Source organism: Claveliimonas monacensis (assembly GCF_014982975.1).
Classification (GTDB): domain Bacteria; phylum Bacillota; class Clostridia; order Lachnospirales; family Lachnospiraceae; genus Claveliimonas; species Claveliimonas monacensis.
Genome location: NZ_JADCKL010000001.1, coordinates 156,559 through 176,191, shown reverse-complemented (window position 1 = coordinate 176,191; position 19,633 = coordinate 156,559). Strand labels below are relative to the sequence as shown.

The following is a 19,633-nucleotide window of genomic DNA, read 5'->3' as shown; positions in this document are numbered from 1 at the left end:
AAAAACCAATCCGTTTTAAACATTTCGTTTTTCTTTCCCCTACGATGCACCTTGAAAACTGAATATTTCCTTTCTTTAAATTATTTTTTTATTGTTTTGAGATAAAATTTTGGTTTTCCTTATATCGGTTTTGTGGGCGGTCCCCGGTTATGTACACTTCCCATATCTCACCTCTTTTCTGAAAAATCCGCATAAAAATAAGACACATCCATAAAAAACGTGTCTCATTCCTCATTCATACAGTAGCTTTTCCTGTCTCATGCTGTTTTCAGCCAGAGCATCCCAGCAGTTATGTGTTTTAAATCAAGTCTCTTGAAAAAATATCGCACAGTAAACTGTATTGATATTGGGGATGGTACAGTGGATCTTTTAGTAATCAGAAATGGAAAACCGGATTTATCCGTTCGTGTCAGTGATCGTTCTGGTATGGCAGTTCTCCGTTCTGAAATATCGAATGCAATTCAACAAAATTATGGTATTCACTTGGATTCTTCTGATGTGGAACAGGTACTGATGCAGGAAGAAACTATTTTAGATGAAATCATAATGCGATTTATGGTCTTATTTCGATTGTCTTATTTCCTTATTATATAGATTGCAAAAAAATAAGAAGTATGTTACAATTTTATTAGCACTCAACAAAATAGAGTGCTAATAAAAGAAAGGAAAAAATGAATGAAAACTTACATTATTCTAGTAGGCATAATAGTAATAGCAATTGTAGGTATAGTCTTAATGATAAAAAAATGTTTTACAAAATCAAATTCTGAGACAGATATATCTACGACAATGATAACAACAGGAATATCTTTGATTGTAGCTGCTTTTCCTGGGACAAAAGAGATAATACTGTCATTTATTGCAGAAATGGCCGATAAAAATGTGATTTATGAAACGGATTATGCAATGATTATCTGTGGAATGGTTTTAATAGCATTCGGCTTTTTGTATAAGAAGAATATTCGGGATAGAATATACATTCTTAATATGTTTGGAATTCCGGTGCAAAAGGAAATCAGCGATGACTCAAATGTAAAAGAATTAAATCTTGCAGATTTCAAGGTTAAAGAAATTATCATTGATATTGTTGATGTGTTCAATGTGAAAATGACAGCAAAAATTAATGAAATAATTGTAAAGAAAATAGAAAAAGTATGTACTGCGTTTGTAAATAGAAGTAATGGATTCAAGTCTTGTTTTACAGGTATGGCACCTATTCCTTATACCATTCTGGCGGGTACATATTTAGCATCTGGAAAAGTAAGAAGATATTTTGAATATAGAAGAGCAGATTCAAAGTATTATGAGTTGTCCAAAAGGAAAAAGAAAGATTATCAGAAGTTAAATACTAGTTATCCCAACCAGCTGAATGTGGCATCTACAGAAGTAGTGGTAGCACTTTCGGTAACAAGAAAGGTGCAAAAAGTTGATTTGAATCAATTTGGAGTAATGGATGTTGTTGAAATTGGATTACCGACTCCAGATGACAATATTATTCAATCATTAGTGCAATTGGATGAGTATGCAGGGGAAGTATTAAATCAGATAGAGGGATTGAAGCAAAAATATCCTTCGATTCAGAAAGTGCACTTTGTGGCATCTATACCGAGTTGTTTGTCAATAGAGATTGGAAAAAGATTTGCTCTGAACACACATCGGTTGCCACAGATTATATCTTATCATTTTGTGAATACAGAAACACCAAAATATCCATTTGGTGTGATTGTTTCGGATGGATCAGCAGGAAAGGGAAGTTTTGTGAAGGGGTGATGTTTATAGATGTATGATGTATCAAAGGATTTTAGAAAATTTTATAAGAATTGTGTCGTTTTACAAAGTGAAAAGCAGCAAAATTTAAGGGACAAAAAAGACTTAAATATTAAGCGATTGGAAGATGGCTTAGATTTGTATAATCAGGAAAATGATACACATTATGCAATAGCAGAGAAAAGAGTTCAAGGCAGCATGGCAATGGCAACAGTTGTACAAAACGATAGCAATGATTATGACATTGATGTTGCAATTGTGTTTGATCAGAACAATATTGGCGATCTATCACCATTACAAGCCAGACGATTGGTGTGTAAGGCTCTTGAAAAGAAATGTGGACAGTTTAAAGTTACGCCAGAGTGTAAAACTAATTGTGTCAGAATTCAGTATGCAGATGGATATCATGTAGATTTTGCGGTTTACCGAAGATTTAGAGAGGAAGAATCTTCCGAGTATTCTTATGAACATTCTGGTGGAAGCAAATGGACAGCTCGAGATCCGGCAGCGATCACAAAATGGTTTCAAGATGAGGTAAAAGATAACGGAACGGAATTAAGGCAGGTTGTGAGATTATCAAAGATGTTTTGTAAATCTCGAAACGGATGGGTTAATATGCCTGGAGGCTTAATTCAATCTGTTTTATGTGATGAAGTTTTTGCCAGTGAGTATAGTAGGATAGACGAAATATTTTATCATACAATGCTTAATGTCAGAGACAGACTGCAGGAATCAACAGAGGTATATAATCCTACAGATCCGGATATATCTTTGCTAACAGCACAGAATCATTATGACAAAATGGATAATTGGTTATCAAGGCTGAATGATAAGCTTGAAAAACTTAGTGTTTTGGAAAGCGATGATTGTACGTACAAAGAGGCTGTTGCTGCATGGGAAATATTTTTTAATCATTCTTTTTGGAGCGAGCTGGGTACATCATTATGTGAGTGTGCATCAATTCAGAAGTCAGTATTTAGTGATACTGAAGAGTATATTGAAGATTTGGTTTCAATTAATGATTGTTATAATGTGGATATTAAGTGTCAGGTGGAAGCGAATGGAATAAGGAAACAATTTTTGAGCAGATTCTTAGAAACGTATCCACAATTTTATAAACTGATTCCGCATGGCATGAAGTTACATTTTGAAGCTATTACAGATGTACCAAATCCAGATGCAATATGGTGGAAGGTTCGAAATGTTGGCGAGATAGCTGAACGTAAGAACGATATACGAGGGCAAATCGAGAAAAAATGGTGGAATTATAAGACAGAAAACACACTATTTGGAGGACCGCATTTTGTAGAGTGCTATGTAATAAAAAATGGAGAATGTGTTGCCATGAAACGGATAAGTGTTCATATTGGCGAGGCAAGTATTTAGTTTCAACAGAAAAACCGCAGGGAAGATTGATACCTTGCGGTTTATTTTATGAGTGTAACACCGCAAGGAAGCAAGACCGCAAAAGTATAAAAGAAGGGGCTGTCGGGAAATAGATAGTCCAAATCAGGGGCAGACGTGACTCGCATGAGTCACATCTGCCCCTGAAATTTATCCTCTAAAAAGAGAAAAAGATGGCTAACGACAACCATCTTCCTCTCCGCTCCATGTTATAATGGAACTATGCTAAAACAAGATTATTATAACGATTTTTTTGAGTTTGGGCAACAGAAAATTAACTTCAGTTTCTTCGAATTGAGTTTACCCGACGACGATCCAGTCTATACCCTGAAAAACGTGATGGAGGAGTTGGATTTTTCGGGCCTGCTGGCCTGTTATTCAGATAAGGGAAGAACCGGGTTTAACCCAATCATGCTGTATGCTGTTGTGACCTATGCAAACATGCGCGGAGTCAGGGCTGTTGACCGTATTGTTGACCTGTGTCAGCGAGACCTTGCATTCATCTGGCTGACCAGAGGGCAGAAACCCCAAAGGGATGTCTTTTACGATTTTAAAGGGAAAAAGCTGACAGGAGAAGTCCTGGATGAATTAAATTATCAGTTCATGCGCCGTCTGGAAAAGGAAGGCCTTATTACGCTGAAAGAGCTCTACATCGATGGGACCAAGATTGAAGCAAACGCAAACAGATATACGTTCGTCTGGCGGGGCAGCCTCAACTATCACCTTGCGGGGCTTCTGGACACCATAGATGCCCTTTATGCAAAGTACAATGCCTTTCTGTCCGAGAATGGGTATGGCCCCAGATATGACCTCGGGGATGCCCACATGTTCGTGATCGAAGGAATGGGGAAAGTCAGGAAAGTCATTAACGAAAACAGGAGACGGAAACTGACAAAGCATAAGAAGATATCCAATAACACCGTCATTGAGATCGATCACTGCTCTCCGCTTGAGATCCTGAAGCTGCAGAAGAACCTGGAACGGATTGCAGAAGGGGAAGGGATCGGATTCGTTTACGGAAAAGGAAAGCATAAACCGGAAATCCAGAAGCTCTACGAGGAACTGGAGGAATGCGGGATTCGTCTGATGGAATATAAGGAATGTTTTGAGATCATGGGGAAAGACCGCAACAGCTATTCCAAAACAGACCTGGAAGCGACATTCATGCGGATGAAAGAAGATCATATGATGAACGGACAGTTAAAACCGGCATACAATGTCCAGATCGCAGTAGAGAATTACTTCATCGTCCACGGATATGTGAGCAATGACCGGACAGACTATAATACGCTGATCCCGGTTCTGGAAAAGCACCAGAACGCGTTTGGGGATATGTTGGAAGCGGTGACTGCCGACAGCGGCTACTGCATCGAAAAGAACCTGCTGTATCTCAAAGAGAATGAGATCAAAAGCTTCGTCAAACTCCAGGACCATGAGAAACGGAAAACCCGTGCTTACAGAGAAGAGATCGGAAAGTATTACAACATGACATACGCGGTCTTTGAAGATGAGCATTATTACATCTGCCATGACGGAAGGGAGCTCCGCCATATCCAGACGGAAAGCAAAGAGCAGGACGGCTATACCCAGACGGTGGAGGTCTATGGCTGTGCGGACTGCAGCGGCTGTGAGCATAAATCCAGATGTCTTTACAGATACAATGCGGAAAAGGATTCCGATCGGAATAAAGTGATGAAGATCAACGAACAGTGGGAGGAGCTGAAGGAAGAGTCCCATGCGAACATCCAGAGTGAAGAAGGGATCATGAAACGGCAGACACGTTCAATCCAGACAGAAGGACACTTTGGAGATATCAAAGAGAATGAACACTTCCGGCGGTTTAACTACCGTTCGGGGGAAAAAGTGTATAAAGAGTTCATGCTGTATGTGATCGGTCGTAACATCTTGAAATACCATCGCTTTTTGCATCATGAAATCGAGAAATACGAAGGGAAAAAGGATCAGAAAGCCGCTTAAGAGATGGAGCGCTCCTCAAAATCCAAACAAGGGACTTTTGCGTCCTAAAATATGAAGAAGAAAAAGGAAGAGACAGTCTGACAGAGGATCGGTTCTTAAAAAAGGCCGAATTCTCTGGGATTGTCTCTTCCTTGCATGTCAGGGATTAAAATTCGGTATTAACCGACAACCCCTTTTATTTATCTGCAGTGTAGTTCTTCTATCAGCCTGGTGAGCTCACTCTCCTCCATCTCCAGATCCTCAGCAATCTCCGATATACTCTTTCCCCTGGATAGTTTCTTGCCAATCTGCTCCTTTAGTAAAGACACTCGTCCTGCTTCTCTTCCTTCCTCCCAGGCCTCCTGCCGCTCCTGGCGGATATGCTTTGCCTGGTCATATTCGTAGATACTCATTCTCTTCGCCTCCGCTCGGTTCTTCATCAGAAACTCTGCAAGGATCCCCTCCCGGATACATTCTGTGATCGCATTCTCAACTGCCTCTTCTATAGACTGCTCTTTTGCGTATCTTCGCACCCTGGATGTATAGGCAGCATAATCTGCCAGTGTTCTGCTGGCGTTCATCAGCTCCGGATTATGTCCCGCGTTAATGTTCAGCATCAACACAGTAAGCTCCAGCTTATGCTCGTCCTCCTCTGCCTCGTAGAGATCTGACATCTTAAGTATCTGCCTGTCCGGCTGCTCTTCCTCTCCATTATAAAAAATAATGAACTGAGGCGAAGGGATCTTTACTGCTTTCATTCCGTACAGATTTTCATCTCTTGTCATGTCCGCGTACAGATCCGAAAGATACAAAAGCATTCTGAGAGGGAGGTTGGGACTGTAGGTGGACTGGTGCTCATAGAGGGACAGCCGGGAGTCGATCACAAAGGACAGGTCATTCTTGATGGCCATGTAGATCGCATTCTCCAAAGTATTGATCTCCAAAAGCTCCGGATCCTTATAGTCGGTTCCTCTTACTGCATTATACAGCTCCAACAGTCTCTCTTTTTCGCTGAACAGCATCGTAAATATGGATGACTTGTAATTCCGGTTCGGAATCGGGTAGCTTCTTTTCCTCATATGTACCTCCTTCTTGTTAAGATCTGCAGGAGGTATCCTGCCTGGAAAGAAGCATTTTGCTCAGGAAACCTCTCTGCTTTGTGTAATGGAAACAAAAGCATTGAGATTTCTTTTGAATTTTGTAGAACTTCAGATGCGGCAGACGCCGTAAGAGAAAAACTGCCAGAAATATAATGCTTTACATATATACTAGCACATATTCCTGACAGTTTCCATAAAAATTTCTGTTTTATTCTTCCTCTTCTTCCATTTCCTTCTCCCTCAGGATCTCCGCCGCCAGCTTCTTCTCGTCCGCTGTCAGCTCCGCCTTCTCAAGAAGGTCCGGCCTTCTCCTGGCCGTGCGGATGACAGACTGCTCCCTCCGCCACTTCTCGATATTGGCGTGGTGTCCGGACAGGAGGATGGGGGGCACCTGCTTGTCGTGCCATACCTCCGGCCTGGAATACTGGGGATACTCAAGGAGGTTGTCCTGGAAGCTCTCAAATTCCGCGGACACGTCATTGTGAAGGACTCCCGGCACAAGGCGGGAGATGGTATCTACCATGACCATGGCGGGGAGCTCGCCGCCGGTGAGCACGTAGTCTCCGATGGAGACATAGTCTGTCACGATCTCCTCCAGCACCCTCTCGTCGATGCCCTCGTAGTGGCCGCACAGCAGCACCAGATCTTCCTCTTCTGCCAGCTCCTGGGCCATCTCCTGGCTGAATGTCTGCCCCTGGGGGGAGAGGTAGATAACCCTTGTCCTCTTAGGCTGGGCAGATGCGGCGCCTTCCGCTTCGTGCGCCTCCGTGTCTTCTTTTCGCTTCTGGATCTGCTCCTCAATGGCCTGGTAAGCCAGATATACCGGCTCTGCCTGCATCAGCATGCCGGCTCCGCCGCCGTAGGGATAGTCGTCCACGCTGTTGTGTTTATTGAAAGCATAGTCCCGGATGTTGACAGCCTCGATAGAGAGAAGGCCCTTCGCGATGGCCCGCCCGGTGATGCTGGTGCCAAGGCCGGCCATCACCATGTCCGGGAATAGTGTCATAATATGAAAATGCATCATGGCAGAAGTCCCTCCATCAGATGGATGTGCATCTCATTTTTTTCCGTGTCCACACGGAGGATGCACTGGCGGATGGCCGGGACGAGGACTTCCCCGTGCCGGTCCGAATCGATGATGTAGACGTCATTGGCCCCGGTCTCCAGCACGTCCCGAAGGACGCCAAAGTGCTCTGCCGGATCGTCCGTGTAGACGTCCATGCCGATCATGTCGCCGATGTAGTACTCGTCTTCGCCCAGGGGTGAGGCGTCCTCCCTGTCGATCATAAGGCTCTTCCCTTTGTATTTTTCTATGTCGTTTATGTTATCGATCCCCTTGAATTTCAGGATAGCGAACTGTTTGAAGAATTTTACATGTTCGATCTCCAGGGGGATCTGTTCTTTTCCTGTGTCAAGATATACTTTTTTCAGCTCTCTGAAATACTGTGCGTCATCTGTGGTGGGAAATACCTTCACCTCGCCGCGGATGCCGTGGGTGGAGGTGATGACGCCTGCCTGCAGTTGTTTTTCCATCTTTATTCTCCTTGTAAAGAAAAGCGTGTCCCGGAAGATCCCGACATACTGTCTCTTTGTCCCTTCCTGGACCCGCTCTTTTTCTTAGCCAGCGATATCTACTACCACTTTCTTATCTTCTTTTGAGGCTGCTGCTTTCACGACAGCGCGGATTGCCTTGGCGATACGCCCCTGCTTGCCGATGACTTTACCCATATCTGAGTCAGCCACTTTCACTTCCACTATGGTTGTGCGGCCTTCTTCCTTCTCTGTCACAACAACGCTCTCGGGATCATCTACAAGTGCTTTGACGATGACTTCCACTAGTTCTTTCATACTGCGCACCTCCCAGTATTATTTTTCAATGCCTGCTGCCTTGAAAATCTTTCCTACTACCTCTGTAGGCTGCGCACCGTTGTTCAGCCATCTCTTAGCGGCCTCCTCGTCTACTTTGAAGACGCTGGGATCCTGATTCGGATCGTAAGTGCCGATTTCCTCGATGAATCTGCCATCTCTTGGGGATCTGGAGTCAGCTACAACAATTCTATAGAAAGGAGCCTTCTTCTGTCCCATTCTCTTTAATCTGATCTTTACTGCCATTTTGTTTCACCTCCACATATTTATTAATCTATATGGCACATGCGCTGTACACGCCTGTGCTGGTTAAAAAGGTAATCTGAATTTTCCCTTTTTACCACCTTTTCCGATCATCTTCATCATCTTCTTCATCTCGTTAAACTGCTTGACCATGCGGTTTACCTCGCTGATGTCCACACCTGCGCCTTTTGCGATGCGGTGCTTTCTTGAAGGATTCAGAAGATCCGGGTCGCGGCGCTCCGCCGGAGTCATGGAATAGATCATGGCCTCCATCCGCGCCATCTTTTTCTCGGCCTCCTCGGCCTGGCTGTCATCTAACTGCATGCCCTTTTTACCGCCCATGGCGCCCATGCCGGGAAGCATGCTCATGATACCGGAGAGCCCGCCCATCTTCTTCATCTGCTTGGTGCTCTCCAGGAAGTCGTCGAAATCGAACTGGTTTTTTTTCATCTTGCGGGTCATCTCTTTGGCCTTCTCCTCGTCGATCTCGGCTCCTGCCTTCTCGATGAGGGTCAGCACATCGCCCATGCCAAGGATTCGGGACGCCATCCGGTCCGGATAGAACTGCTCCAGATCCGACAGCTTCTCTCCCATACCCACGTAGAGGATCGGCTTGCCGGTCACTGCCTTGACAGACAGGGCCGCACCGCCTCTTGTGTCGCCGTCCAGCTTGGTGACGATGACACCGTCGATGCCGATCTTCTGGTTGAATTCCTCCGCCACATTGACCGCATCCTGTCCGGTCATGGCATCGATCACCAGGATCGTCTGGTGTACTTCCACAGTCTCCTTGATCTCCTGGAGCTCTGCCATCATGTCCTCATCAATGTGAAGACGGCCCGCTGTATCCAGGATCACCAGATTGTTGCCGTTCTTGCGGGCATGCTCCAGAGCTGCCCTGGCGATGTCCGCCGGCTTGTGGCTGTCACCCATGGAAAAGACTTCCACTCCCTGCTTTTCTCCATTCACCTGGAGCTGTTTGATAGCGGCCGGACGGTATACGTCACAGGCCACAAGGAGAGGTTTCTTCCCTTTCAGTTTATATTTTCCCGCCAGTTTTGCGGTGGTCGTTGTCTTACCTGCCCCCTGGAGACCTGCCATCATAATAACAGTGATGGCGCTTCCGGGCTGGAGCTTGATCTCTGTGGTCTCGGATCCCATGAGGGCAACCAGCTCCTCATTGACGATCTTGATGACCATCTGTCCCGGGTTCAGCCCGTTCATCACGTCCTGCCCGATGGCACGCTCCTGCACATTCTTAATGAAGCTCTTTACGACTTTGAAGTTGACATCCGCGGCCAGAAGCGCCCGCTTGATCTCCTTCATAGCCTCTTTGACGTCGTCCTCTGTCAGCCGTCCCTTGCTCCGCAGATTGCGGAACACATTCTGAAGTTTTTCTGTCAGACTGTCAAAAGCCATTCTTAACTCCTCTTTGCCTCTCTATTACACATATTACAAATTACAACTCATCTATGATCTCTCTTGCTATCTTTCGGATCTCCCGGGCAAGCTGGCTGTCGTCCTCCGGGTCATACTGATCCAGCACCTGATCGATCCGGTGCACTTTCTCCCGGACTGCCAGGAATTTCTCCACCAGGTGGAGCTTGTCTTCATAGCCCTGGAGCGTCTTGTCGCAGCGCTTTACCAGATCGTGGACCCCCTGCCGGCTGATCCCCGCCGCCTGGGCGATCTCACTCAAAGAGAGGTCCTCCAGCACGGACTGTTCGTAGATCTCTTTCTGGTGACTGGTCAGAAGTTCTCCGTAGAAATCATATAACAATGTCTGCTTTAAAAAATCATCCATCTCAAATCACCTGTGTTATCATATAACAAAGTTTTCTTGCTGTCAAGCATTTTTTCTTGACACCACGCAAAATTTATTTTTCACACATCTCAGCCCCAAGCATATGATGTACTGTAAACAAAATATGTTGGAGGCAATCATATGAGCGACTTATCAGCAAACTGCGGATGCGGATGTGACTCTGGTGTACGTTCCGGCTGTGGATGCGGAAGCGGATTTGGAGGAAACAGCTGCCTGTGGATCATCCTTCTTCTGTGCTGCTGCGGCGGCTTCGGACGCAGCGGCGGCGACTACGGATGCGGATGCGGCAATGACAGCTGCCTGTGGATCATCCTTCTTCTGTGCTGCTGCGGCGGTTTCGGAGGAAACGGCTGCTGCTAATGGCAGATAGGAGGGCTGCGGCCGATGGACATATGCGTCTGTCGGGCGCAGCCCCTTTTAGGTGTCATACTTTTTTCTTTTTTTCCATATATATAGTTACAACACTCAAGACAGGTGGGCTGTATGGATAAACGCACGCCGCTTCCCATGACTCCTTTTGACACCCTCACATCCTCCGGGGAACTGCAGATGGTGAAGCTTTTACTCCCCTATACTCCCCCTGCCATTCAGAGGATGCTGGCCTTTTTCATCAAATTCACTGAGCTTCAGAACACGGTCCGCTACTTCGGCGTCTTCTCCCGCGCACCGGTGCGGGAGGAATTCCAGGGCTCAGCTCCCTCCTTTCCGGAAATACTGGAAGAGCTGAAGCCCTACATGGGGGAAAGCAGTGAGACTGTGGACAGCATCCTCTCCGCCATGAGTATGATGGAGATGATGAAGGACATGGATCTGTCCGGGATGTCTTCCCCCGATCTGTCCGCAGCCGACGGTGGAAATATGGAAGACATCTTAAATATGATGCACATGTTCCAGTCCCCACCTCCGGGCGGGGACACCCGGGAAGACACGGAAGACGGCAATGATCATAGCAGAAAGGAAATGAATGACAATGGCGCAGGAATGGATGGATCATCCGGCAATGAAACATATTGATCCTGTCAAACTGGAACTCATCAAGACAGCTGCCGCCCAGACTTCCGGCAAGAGCGGAAACAGCCTGGCAGCGGCCATGATGGCTCTCATCTCCTCCGCAAACAGGGAGGGCATCCGGTTCTCCCCGGAAGAGACATCCCTTATCCTTGAAATCCTGAAGGAGGGACGCTCCCCAGAGGAGAAAAAGCAGATCGACAGCATGGTCAGCCTTGTGATGGCCCAGATGAACCGCAGGAAAAAATAAGGCCGGCGCATAAGGGACCAGGTCCCCTTGCGCCGGCATGGGCATATCCGGGCGGGTGGCGGATCACAGTCTGTAGTGTTTCCGCATCTCCCGCCTTTTTTCTGCATTTCTCCACTCTTCTTTCTCTTCCTCTGTCTCCAGCTCCAGCCTGGGCACTCTGGTTGGATGGTCATTCTCGTCCAGCGCCACCATGGTAAAGTAGGCCCGGTTGATGAGGGTCCGGTTGCGATCCAGATCCTCCACGCAGGAGTCCACTTTTACTTCCATGGATGTATTTCCCACGTACGTCACCTTTCCCGTGATCACAACCACATCTTTCTGATAGGCGCCCCGCAGGAAGCTTAAGTTGTCCACGGAGGCGGTGATCACATTTTTTCTTGTATGCCGTTTCGCCACAAGCCCGGCCAGCTCGTCCATCCACTGCATGAGGATCCCTCCGAACAGTCGTCCCGCCGCATTGAGGTGGTTGGGACGCACCATGTGGACAGTCTCCGATACGGACTCTGATACTTTTCTGCTCTCTGTCATTTTGCAATCTCTCCTGTCTGTCATTTCTTTGTTCACTGGACAGTATATCAGATAATCTGCTATACTAAAACTGATTTTAGATGTTTTTGTGATTTCATATCGTGATAGGAGGAGAACCATGCGCAATATCAAGCTTACCATAGAATACGACGGCAGCCGCTACCAGGGCTGGGTCCGTCTCGGAAAAAACGAGTCCACCAACACCATCTCCAACAAGATCCTGGAGGTCATCCGGAAAATGACCGGCGAGGACGTGGAGCTCTTCTGCGGCGCCCGCACAGAGGTGGGTGTCCACGCCTACGCTCAGACCGCCAGCTTTAAGACAAACACGGACATGAAAGACTACGAGATCCAGCACTATCTGAACCGGTATCTGCCTATGGATATCGCCATCACCTCTGTGGAAGATATGCCGGAGCGCTTCCACGCCCAGCTGAACGCCAGGTCAAAGATCTACATCTACCGCGCCACCATCAGCGACGTGCCCAGCGTCTTTGACTTCAAGTACACCTACCACTGCTTCCGCAGGCCGGATATGGATGCCATGAAGGCGGCGGCACAGCTTCTTCTCGGAAGGCATGACTTTAAAAATTTCTCCACGGTAAAACACAACAAGTCCACCGAGCGGGAGATGTACCAGATCGACATCTACGATGACGGGGAGGAGATGCAGATCTCCATGCATGCAGACGACTTCCTTCACAACATGCAGCGGACCATCGTGGGCACGCTTCTTGAGATCGGCCTTGGCACAAGGAAGCCGGAAGATATCACCGCCATCTTTGCCGGTGAGCAGCCGGCCAGTGCGCCCTGCGACCCCAAGGGAATGTATCTGCAGGAAGTGCGGTACGATCAATAGATCAGATTGGCAAAAAGCACGATAAACGGTATAGCGATCAGGGTCCTCTCCATGAAGACAGCAAAGAGCTTCCAGAAGCCCATCGGCACTTCGCTCTTGATGACCACTGTTCCCACCTCGGTCAGATAGATGATCTGCACAAGGGACAGGACACCGATGATGAATTTTGTCTTTACAGCCACCTCGGTCCCCGCGATCAGGAGGGCCGGGATGAACATGTCTGTAAACCCGACCAGTGTGGCCGGCGCCACAGCAAATGCATCCTCCACGCCGAAGAGCTGCAGATACAGCCCCATAGGATAGGAGATCCAGTCAAAGAATGGTGTGTAGGTGGCAATGACCAGGGCCACAACACCCCAGGACGCCACAATGGGGATCAGATCAAAGAGGGTTCCCATCATGACTTCCAGACCATTGGTCAGCACGGTGTCCAGATGGAACTGGGACGCTCTCTTACAGCTGGACTCCAGGGCAAATTTCCACAATCCTTTTTCCTGGGGTCTGTCCTCAGCCACCTGCCGGCCTGTCACCTCCCGGTATGTATCCGGGATCGTGCGGATGGGCGGGATGCGCACAATGATAACCGCCAGGATGATGCCGATGACGCAGATGCAGAGATAAAAGACCGGGAAAATAGGGTCCAGTCCAATGGTGTTTGCCACCATCAGGCAGAAGGGCACGGACACAAGGGAGAAGTTGGTCATAATGTAGGCTGCTTCCCTCTTCGTGTAATACCCTTTCATATACTGCTCTCTTGTCAGGATGACCGCTGCATTGGCCGCTCCGAACCAGGATGCGATCAGGTCAACGGAGGCCCTTCCCGGCACGTGGAACAGTGGCCGCACCACAGGCCGGGCGATGACGCCCAGGAATTCCATGATCCCGCAGTCGGTCAGGAAAGGAAGGACAAAGCTGAAGGCGATCAGGATGCAGAACAGTGTTCCGCACAGGTCAATGATAGTCCCGCCTGTATCCGGGGAGACCACCACTTCCGGCCCCACACCTGTCACAACCATGACGCCCGCCACGGCTCCAATGATCTTGGACACAAGATACAGAGGCGTGGTGCAGAAAGCCTTGCTCAGGTAGCGGTTCTTCCGGATAAGATCCGGCTTTGCGAAAAAGTCATAGGTGCTGAGCACCGCGGACGCCACGATCAGCGTCACCACAATGTAGATCAGACTGCCCCCAAAGAGAGCCTGGAGCCACATTTTCACAAAGTCCAGCAGAGTCGTAAAAGAGGACTCATAGGGGATGGGCACCAGGAACATGAGCACGCCGAAGGCTGACCCGAAAATAAATTTCAAAAGATTCTTCTTATTTATATAAGTTTTTTCTGCTGTATTTTCCATTATTCTCCCAGCTCCTCCACTTCTCTCATGGCCTCAAAGATCATATCCTCCGTCACCGGGTAGGGAATATGCTCCATGTCAGGACCTGTCACCGTCTCCCTCAGGACCGCCGCCAGATACTCCCTGTCAAGGGGAACGCCCATCTCTTTCAGCGTGGAGGGAATACCCAGCTTTTCAAGAAACTTCTTCGCCTCCCCGAGGCGCTCTCTGTCCTGGTCCACCGCAAGCTGCACCAGAACGCCGTAGGCCACCACGTCTCCGTGGAGGTACTTCTCCTCAAAGCCCGGGAGGAGCACAAGCCCGTAATATACCGAGTGGGCGATGGCACAGTTGTAGTCATCCAGCACCATCAGGGACACCATGCCTGTGCTGACGATATTGGCCAGCACCGCCTGCTGCAGGGCAAAGGATGGCTCATGTCTTTTGCAGTCCGCAAGGGCCTGGACACCGTGTTCCAGGAGGGGGCCATAACACAGGTTGCTGATCTCCCTGCCCAGGGCAGAGCTGTGATCCAGCCTGTCTCCTCTGGCCGCGAAGTGACACTCAAAAAATTTACCCATCGTATCTCCCATGCCGGCCCGCAGATACTCCCAAGGCGCATCCGCAATGACGCGGGTATTGATAAAACAGTGCCTTGCCGGCTTGTCATAAAAGTAAAAGCTGTCAAAATTTCCATCTTCCCTGTACACCACAGACAGGGCTGTCGTTGCCGCACAGGTGGCTGCAATGGTTGGGAAGGTAAAGACCGGAAGTCCGGCTCTCTCGGCAGCTCCCTTTGCTGTGTCCAGCGCCTTGCCACCGCCCATGCCAAAGATCATGTCCGCTCCCAGCTCCTTCGCCCGGTCCGCCCACCGGTCAATATCCTTGTAGGTGCAGTCCGCTCCGAACTCCACAGACTCCAAAACGACAAGGTCCGTCCCTTTCAGGACCTCCTCAAGAAGCCCGCCTGCGGCGTCCATGGCTTTTCGCCCGCCGATCAGGAAGATCTTTGTTCCAAAAGGACGGCAGACCTGGGGCACCTGCCCGTAGGCGTCCTCCCCGATGGTGTAATTTGCAAAAAATACTGAATATGATCTCATGATAACAACTCCTGTAACTTTCCAAGGCGGCTGATCGCCTCGTCGATGGTCTCTTTTTCTCTGGCAAAATGCAGCCGGATCAGATGGTTCACTTCTTCTTTAAAGAAGCTGGAACCCGGCACAGCGGCCACACCGATATTTTTGATCATCCACTCGCAGAACTCCAGGTCCGTGCAGCCCGCAAATCTGGGCAGATCCAGGAATTTCTGTATATCGATCAGGACAAAATAGGTACCTTGTGGAACATTGTGAGCCAGTCCGATGCGGTCCAGCCCGGCCAGGAAATAGTCCCTCTTTTCTGTGTAGATCTTTTTCAGGTCTTCATAGTAGCTGTCCGGGAAGTTCAGCCCCGCCACAGCTGCCTCCTGGAGGGGCGCTGCCGCTCCCACCGTCAGGAAATCGTGGACCTTCTTGGCCGCTTCCACCACTTCCTCCGGCCCGATGAGATATCCAAGGCGCCATCCGGTGATGGAGTAAGTCTTGGAGAGGGAATTGCAGGTGATGGTGTGTTCATACATGCCCGGCAGGGAAGCCATACATGTGTGGTGATAGGGCTCGTACACCATGTGTTCGTACACCTCGTCTGTCACCACAAAGGCGTCATACTTCACAGCCAGCTCTCCGATGGCCATCAGCTCTTCCCTGGAGAACACCTTTCCACAGGGGTTGGAAGGATTGCAGACAATGATAGCTTTCGCCCCCGCCTTAAATCCCTCCTCCACAAGGGAGATATCGAAAGTGTACGCCGGCGGCACCAGGGGGATATAGATAGGATCCGCACCGGACAAGATAGCGTCCGCCCCGTAATTTTCATAGAAAGGCGAGAACACCATCACCTTGTCCCCGGGATTGCAGATGGTCATCATGGCACACATCATGGCCTCTGTGCCGCCGCATGTCACCACGATCTCCGTCTCCGGGTCAATGGCCCGCCCGATGGCTTTCTCCTGCTTTCTTGCCAGGGCCTGGCGGAAATTTCCCGCCCCGAATGTAATGGAATACTGGTGAGGTCCCTTGTAGGCCGCCTCTGCCAGGGCGTCCATGATCTCCTGCGGCGGATCAAAATCCGGAAATCCCTGGGATAAATTGATCGCTCCGTATTCATCGCTGATCCGGGTCATCCTGCGGATCACTGAGTCGGTAAATGTGCCCACTCTCTCACTTAATTTTGGCATAATCGTTTGTCTCCTCATCTATTTAAAATTGACTGTCCTGTCTATCCCGATTATAATAAAGTATACCGTTACGGTATAGTCAAGGAGGAAATGTATAATTATGCAAAAATTAGACATTCCATGCATAAAAACCGGGGAATTTGCCGCTCTGTGCGGCACCAACAAGCGGACCCTCTTTCACTACGACGAGATCGGCCTTTTCTCTCCCGCTCTCACAGATGAAAAAGGATACCGCTATTACAGCGAAAACCAGTGCGATGTCTTTTTCACCATCACCTGCCTGAAAGAGCTGGGCATGCCTCTTAAGAAGATCAAGGACTACATAGACCACCGCAGCCCGGACAGCTTAGAAAGACTTCTGCTCACACAGCAGGAAAAGGTGGAGGCAGAGCTGGCTCAGCTCCGGCGCATCCGCACCGTCATTGAGACAAAGCTCTCCCTTGTCAGACAGGCCAGAGACTTTCAGGATGTACAATGCCTCTCCCCTGTTCTCCTGGAAGAGCAGACAAAAAAAGAACTGCTGGTACTCAGCAGTCCTCTGTATACATCTGACCATGACAAAATCTTCTCCGTGCTCTGCAGCCACATCGGCCTGTGCAGCCGTGAACATCTCAACTGCGGCCACCCCTACGGCGCCATGCTCCCCACCCCGGCTCTGCAGGAGGGAGACTATGAGACTTATGCATATTTTTTCACCAAGACTTCTTTCTCCGTGGACGCACTCCCGCCGGACACACAGGTACACATCAAGCCGGCCGGCACCTATGCCGCCGTCTACCTGCGGGGCGACTACTACCGTTCCGAGGAAGCCTGCCGCCGGCTTCTTGCCTTTGCAGGGGAAAATGGCCTGTCTCCTGGCAGTTTTATCTACAAGGAAGCCGTGCTGGATGAGCTCTCGGCAGATGAGGAACACTATCTCACAAGAATTTCTCTATTATGCGGCCATAAAGAAAGGCAGTAAAAAACCGCTGTGAGGGCAGATCTGCCTCTGCCGCACAGCGGTTCACTCTTTACACATATATCAGCCGTACATCCGACTTTTCTGCTTTTTTCCGGTCTTCTGCGCTCAGCCTGCCTGTAGTGATCACAGCCGTATAATCCGCCAGATGGTTGACTTTTGTCACGGCCTGTTTTCCGAATTTGGATTCATCCACTACCAGATACGCCTTCCGGCATCTCTGGAGAGCTTTCCTCTTCAGAAAAGCCTTGTCTACCGTCGGTGTGAAAACCTCCAGCTCTTCATTGATGGATGCGGCCCCGAAAAAGCCCACATCAAATCGGAAATCTTCCAGCATCTGCGTCGCATAATAGCCCAGCATGCTTCCGGTACTTTTCTGTACCATTCCGCCGCACAGCAACAGCTCAGCCTGGCTGTTTTTCAGAAGTCCGGCAATCTCCAGGTCATTGGTCATGACCATGATATCTGGCACGTTCTGGATAGCTTTTGCAATTTCATAGGTGGTCGTCCCGGCGTCCAGATAAATGTTGTCTCCCGCCGAGACGAGGGGCGCGCACCTGGCGGCCAGTCTCACCTTGTCCTGCATATGGCTGGTACTCTTGTCTGCGTAAGTCACTTCCTGCTTTGCCACCGCACCTCCATGGCATCGCTCAAGTATATTGTCTTCCTGCAGTTTTTCCAGATCCCTTCTGATCGTCATTGTGCTGACTTTCAGGTCGTGAGCCAGGTCATCCACCTGCACACTCCCCTGCACTCTGATCAATTCCGCTATCTTTGCCTGCCTCTCTGCTGCCAGCATACAAATCACCTCTTAAGGATTATTGTACACGATTACATGAAAATACTCAATATCAGGACTTCAACAACTCCGATAGCCCATGCGATGGTGGATGTGACAGACCAGGTTATAAGCTGATCTTTCGCCTCTTTTACACCCAGTGTCCTGTTTACAACCCAGAAATAACTGTCGTTGAAGTATCCGAAGAACAGGGAGCCCACGCAGCATGCGATGGCGCCCAGTGTGGGATTCACACCTGCCGCGATAATAATCGGCGCAGAGATACTTGCAGCCGTTGTCATGGCAACTGTTCCTGATCCCTGGATGAAGCGCATCAGTGTGGAAATGATAAGAGGCAGCACGATGATCGGGATAGCAGTCTGCGCCAGTCCCTCTGCCATGTATGTGCCAAGTCCGGAGTCCTTGATGATCTGTCCGAGGGCTCCGCCACCACCTGTTACCAGCATGATGATACCGGCTGACTCCATACCTTTCTCCATCTCTGTCAGGGCTGTATGTCTGTCAAGCACCCTGCCCAGCGTAAAGATGGCAAGCACGAGTCCAAGGCCCACTGCGATAATGGGCTGCCCAAGGAAGATCAGCACCTCCATGATGCCTGTCGTTGCGCCAAGGGCTGTTGCAACTGTGTTGATAAGGATCAGCACGATAGGCAGAAGAAGCGGTGCAAAGGATGAAAATGTTCCCGGCAGTCCTTCTTCGTCCATGTGGAATGCGTTCTCATAGTCAGGCTCCTGGTAGGGCATGGAGATAAAGTCCCCATTGTCGTCCGGAATCTGAAAATACTTTTTGCTCAGATATAATCTGGAATAAGCGATACATCCGATAGCCATCGGGATACCCAGCACGATAGTGAGAAGGATAAAGGATCCTACATCAATGCCGAAGATACCGCACACACCGAGAGGTCCCGGTGTAGGGGGCACAAGGGAGTGGGTGATAACAAGACCTGCCGCCAGGGCCACACCCAGTCCGATGACTGATTTCTTCGTAGCCTTTGAAATCGCTTTTGCGATAGGTGAAAGAACCACGAAACCGGAGTCACAGAAGATCGGGATAGATACAAGGAAACCTGTCAGACACAGAGCTTCCTCCTCTCTCTTCTTGCCAAAAAGTTTCAGGAAGGTAAACGCCATCCGCTTGGCTGCTCCTGTGGCCTCAAATATCTGCCCCATCATAACGCCGAAGCCGATGATGATACCGATGCTGCCCAGGGTGCTTCCAAATCCTCCTGTTATGGAGTTGACAATACCCAATGTAGTGCCGTCATCCAGCGTCGTGTTCGAGAGCGGCATGCCACCCACAACGCCCACGATAACTGTACAAATGATCAGTGCGAGAAACGCCTGCACTTTTGTCTTAAGCACAAGGAAAATAAGTACAACGATACCGATCAAAAGTCCGATCAGCATCCTGTTGCCGTCCAGTCCTCCTATCATAACAATTTCCTCCTTTAGATATGTTTCT

At 48.9% G+C, this 19,633-nt stretch carries 22 protein-coding genes; 9 read left to right on the top strand and 13 right to left on the bottom strand.

Annotation, left to right across the window (positions count from 1 at the left end):
- The first annotated feature begins 360 nt into the window (after window positions 1-360).
- From INF30_RS00795 to INF30_RS00780, 4 genes are all read left to right on the top strand, one after another.
- On the top strand, window positions 361-594 hold the full coding sequence (locus tag INF30_RS00795; RefSeq protein WP_226393926.1) for an acetate and sugar kinases/Hsc70/actin family protein: 234 nt from the start codon (window positions 361-363) through the stop codon (window positions 592-594).
- Window positions 595-675: 81 nt separating this feature from the next.
- On the top strand, window positions 676-1,770 hold the full coding sequence (locus tag INF30_RS00790) for an SAVED domain-containing protein (RefSeq protein WP_226393925.1): 1,095 nt from the start codon (window positions 676-678) through the stop codon (window positions 1,768-1,770).
- 9 nt (window positions 1,771-1,779) lie between these two features.
- Window positions 1,780-3,153 (top strand): nucleotide-binding domain-containing protein, encoded by a 1,374-nt coding sequence (locus INF30_RS00785; protein WP_226393924.1) that lies wholly within the window; start codon window positions 1,780-1,782, stop codon window positions 3,151-3,153.
- Window positions 3,154-3,393: 240 nt separating this feature from the next.
- Window positions 3,394-5,148 carry an IS1182 family transposase gene (locus INF30_RS00780; protein WP_226393923.1) on the top strand — a complete coding sequence of 585 codons (1,755 nt, stop codon included), beginning with the start codon at window positions 3,394-3,396 and terminating at the stop codon, window positions 5,146-5,148.
- Window positions 5,149-5,327: 179 nt separating this feature from the next.
- Here the strand turns inward: INF30_RS00780 and INF30_RS00775 are convergent, their stop codons facing one another.
- The 7 genes from INF30_RS00775 to ylxM all read right to left on the bottom strand — a co-directional run bounded on the left by INF30_RS00775 (window position 5,328) and on the right by ylxM (window position 10,140).
- Window positions 5,328-6,206: an RpnC/YadD family protein gene (locus tag INF30_RS00775; RefSeq protein ID WP_076777609.1), complete on the bottom strand. Its 879-nt coding sequence runs from the start codon at window positions 6,204-6,206 to the stop codon at window positions 5,328-5,330.
- Window positions 6,207-6,435: 229 nt separating this feature from the next.
- On the bottom strand, window positions 6,436-7,248 hold the full coding sequence (gene trmD, locus INF30_RS00770) for a tRNA (guanosine(37)-N1)-methyltransferase TrmD (protein ID WP_226394180.1): 813 nt from the start codon (window positions 7,246-7,248) through the stop codon (window positions 6,436-6,438).
- Entirely contained in the window at window positions 7,248-7,760 is a 513-nt protein-coding gene (rimM, locus tag INF30_RS00765; RefSeq protein ID WP_191383951.1) for a ribosome maturation factor RimM, read from the bottom strand. Before rimM ends, trmD begins: the two co-directional genes overlap by 1 nt.
- Window positions 7,761-7,844: 84 nt before the next feature.
- Window positions 7,845-8,075: a KH domain-containing protein gene (locus INF30_RS00760; protein ID WP_076777611.1), complete on the bottom strand. Its 231-nt coding sequence runs from the start codon at window positions 8,073-8,075 to the stop codon at window positions 7,845-7,847.
- 18 nt (window positions 8,076-8,093) lie between these two features.
- Window positions 8,094-8,339, bottom strand: coding sequence for a 30S ribosomal protein S16 (rpsP, locus tag INF30_RS00755; protein WP_033125421.1), 246 nt, complete (start codon window positions 8,337-8,339; stop codon window positions 8,094-8,096).
- A 63-nt stretch (window positions 8,340-8,402) separates the two neighbouring features.
- The gene (gene ffh / locus INF30_RS00750) at window positions 8,403-9,755 is read right to left on the bottom strand and encodes a signal recognition particle protein (RefSeq protein ID WP_226393922.1); all 1,353 of its coding nucleotides are present in this window, start codon (window positions 9,753-9,755) and stop codon (window positions 8,403-8,405) included.
- A 40-nt stretch (window positions 9,756-9,795) separates the two neighbouring features.
- Window positions 9,796-10,140, bottom strand: coding sequence for a YlxM family DNA-binding protein (gene ylxM, locus INF30_RS00745; RefSeq protein WP_076777613.1), 345 nt, complete (start codon window positions 10,138-10,140; stop codon window positions 9,796-9,798).
- A gap of 141 nt (window positions 10,141-10,281) precedes the next feature.
- Between ylxM and INF30_RS00740 the strand changes: the two genes are divergently transcribed.
- The 3 genes from INF30_RS00740 to INF30_RS00730 all read left to right on the top strand — a co-directional run bounded on the left by INF30_RS00740 (window position 10,282) and on the right by INF30_RS00730 (window position 11,419).
- On the top strand, window positions 10,282-10,521 hold the full coding sequence (locus INF30_RS00740) for a chorion class high-cysteine HCB protein 13 (RefSeq protein ID WP_076777614.1): 240 nt from the start codon (window positions 10,282-10,284) through the stop codon (window positions 10,519-10,521).
- A 123-nt stretch (window positions 10,522-10,644) separates the two neighbouring features.
- Window positions 10,645-11,175 carry a hypothetical protein gene (locus INF30_RS00735; RefSeq protein ID WP_226393921.1) on the top strand — a complete coding sequence of 177 codons (531 nt, stop codon included), beginning with the start codon at window positions 10,645-10,647 and terminating at the stop codon, window positions 11,173-11,175.
- The gene (locus tag INF30_RS00730; RefSeq protein ID WP_226393920.1) at window positions 11,132-11,419 is read left to right on the top strand and encodes a hypothetical protein; all 288 of its coding nucleotides are present in this window, start codon (window positions 11,132-11,134) and stop codon (window positions 11,417-11,419) included. Before INF30_RS00735 ends, INF30_RS00730 begins: the two co-directional genes overlap by 44 nt.
- A 63-nt stretch (window positions 11,420-11,482) precedes the next feature.
- Here INF30_RS00730 and INF30_RS00725 read toward each other — a convergent pair whose 3' ends face one another.
- Window positions 11,483-11,947, bottom strand: a complete 465-nt coding sequence (locus tag INF30_RS00725; protein ID WP_226393919.1) for an acyl-CoA thioesterase — start codon at window positions 11,945-11,947, stop codon at window positions 11,483-11,485.
- Between the two features lie 118 nt (window positions 11,948-12,065).
- On the opposite strand from INF30_RS00725, the gene truA reads away from it, so the two are divergent.
- Window positions 12,066-12,806: a tRNA pseudouridine(38-40) synthase TruA gene (gene truA / locus INF30_RS00720; RefSeq protein WP_076777618.1), complete on the top strand. Its 741-nt coding sequence runs from the start codon at window positions 12,066-12,068 to the stop codon at window positions 12,804-12,806.
- Here truA and INF30_RS00715 read toward each other — a convergent pair.
- Genes INF30_RS00715 through INF30_RS00705 form a run of 3 tightly spaced genes read right to left on the bottom strand, consistent with a single transcriptional unit; the run spans window position 12,800 to window position 16,412 of the window.
- Window positions 12,800-14,158, bottom strand: coding sequence for a YjiH family protein (locus INF30_RS00715; protein ID WP_226393918.1), 1,359 nt, complete (start codon window positions 14,156-14,158; stop codon window positions 12,800-12,802). The two genes, truA and INF30_RS00715, sit on opposite strands and share 7 nt — an antisense overlap.
- Window positions 14,158-15,237 carry an iron-containing alcohol dehydrogenase family protein gene (locus INF30_RS00710; protein WP_226393917.1) on the bottom strand — a complete coding sequence of 360 codons (1,080 nt, stop codon included), beginning with the start codon at window positions 15,235-15,237 and terminating at the stop codon, window positions 14,158-14,160. Before INF30_RS00710 ends, INF30_RS00715 begins: the two co-directional genes overlap by 1 nt.
- Window positions 15,234-16,412, bottom strand: coding sequence for a pyridoxal phosphate-dependent aminotransferase (locus INF30_RS00705; protein ID WP_226393916.1), 1,179 nt, complete (start codon window positions 16,410-16,412; stop codon window positions 15,234-15,236). Before INF30_RS00705 ends, INF30_RS00710 begins: the two co-directional genes overlap by 4 nt.
- A gap of 100 nt (window positions 16,413-16,512) precedes the next feature.
- Between INF30_RS00705 and INF30_RS00700 the strand changes: the two genes are divergently transcribed.
- The gene (locus tag INF30_RS00700; protein WP_076777622.1) at window positions 16,513-17,373 is read left to right on the top strand and encodes a MerR family transcriptional regulator; all 861 of its coding nucleotides are present in this window, start codon (window positions 16,513-16,515) and stop codon (window positions 17,371-17,373) included.
- Window positions 17,374-17,422: 49 nt separating this feature from the next.
- On the opposite strand, the gene INF30_RS00695 is transcribed toward INF30_RS00700, so the two are convergent.
- Window positions 17,423-18,169 (bottom strand): DeoR/GlpR family DNA-binding transcription regulator, encoded by a 747-nt coding sequence (locus INF30_RS00695; protein WP_076777623.1) that lies wholly within the window; start codon window positions 18,167-18,169, stop codon window positions 17,423-17,425.
- A gap of 32 nt (window positions 18,170-18,201) precedes the next feature.
- A complete protein-coding gene (locus INF30_RS00690) occupies window positions 18,202-19,605 on the bottom strand; it encodes a GntP family permease (RefSeq protein WP_076777624.1) in 1,404 nt (467 codons plus the stop codon).
- Between the last annotated feature and the right edge of the window lie 28 nt (window positions 19,606-19,633).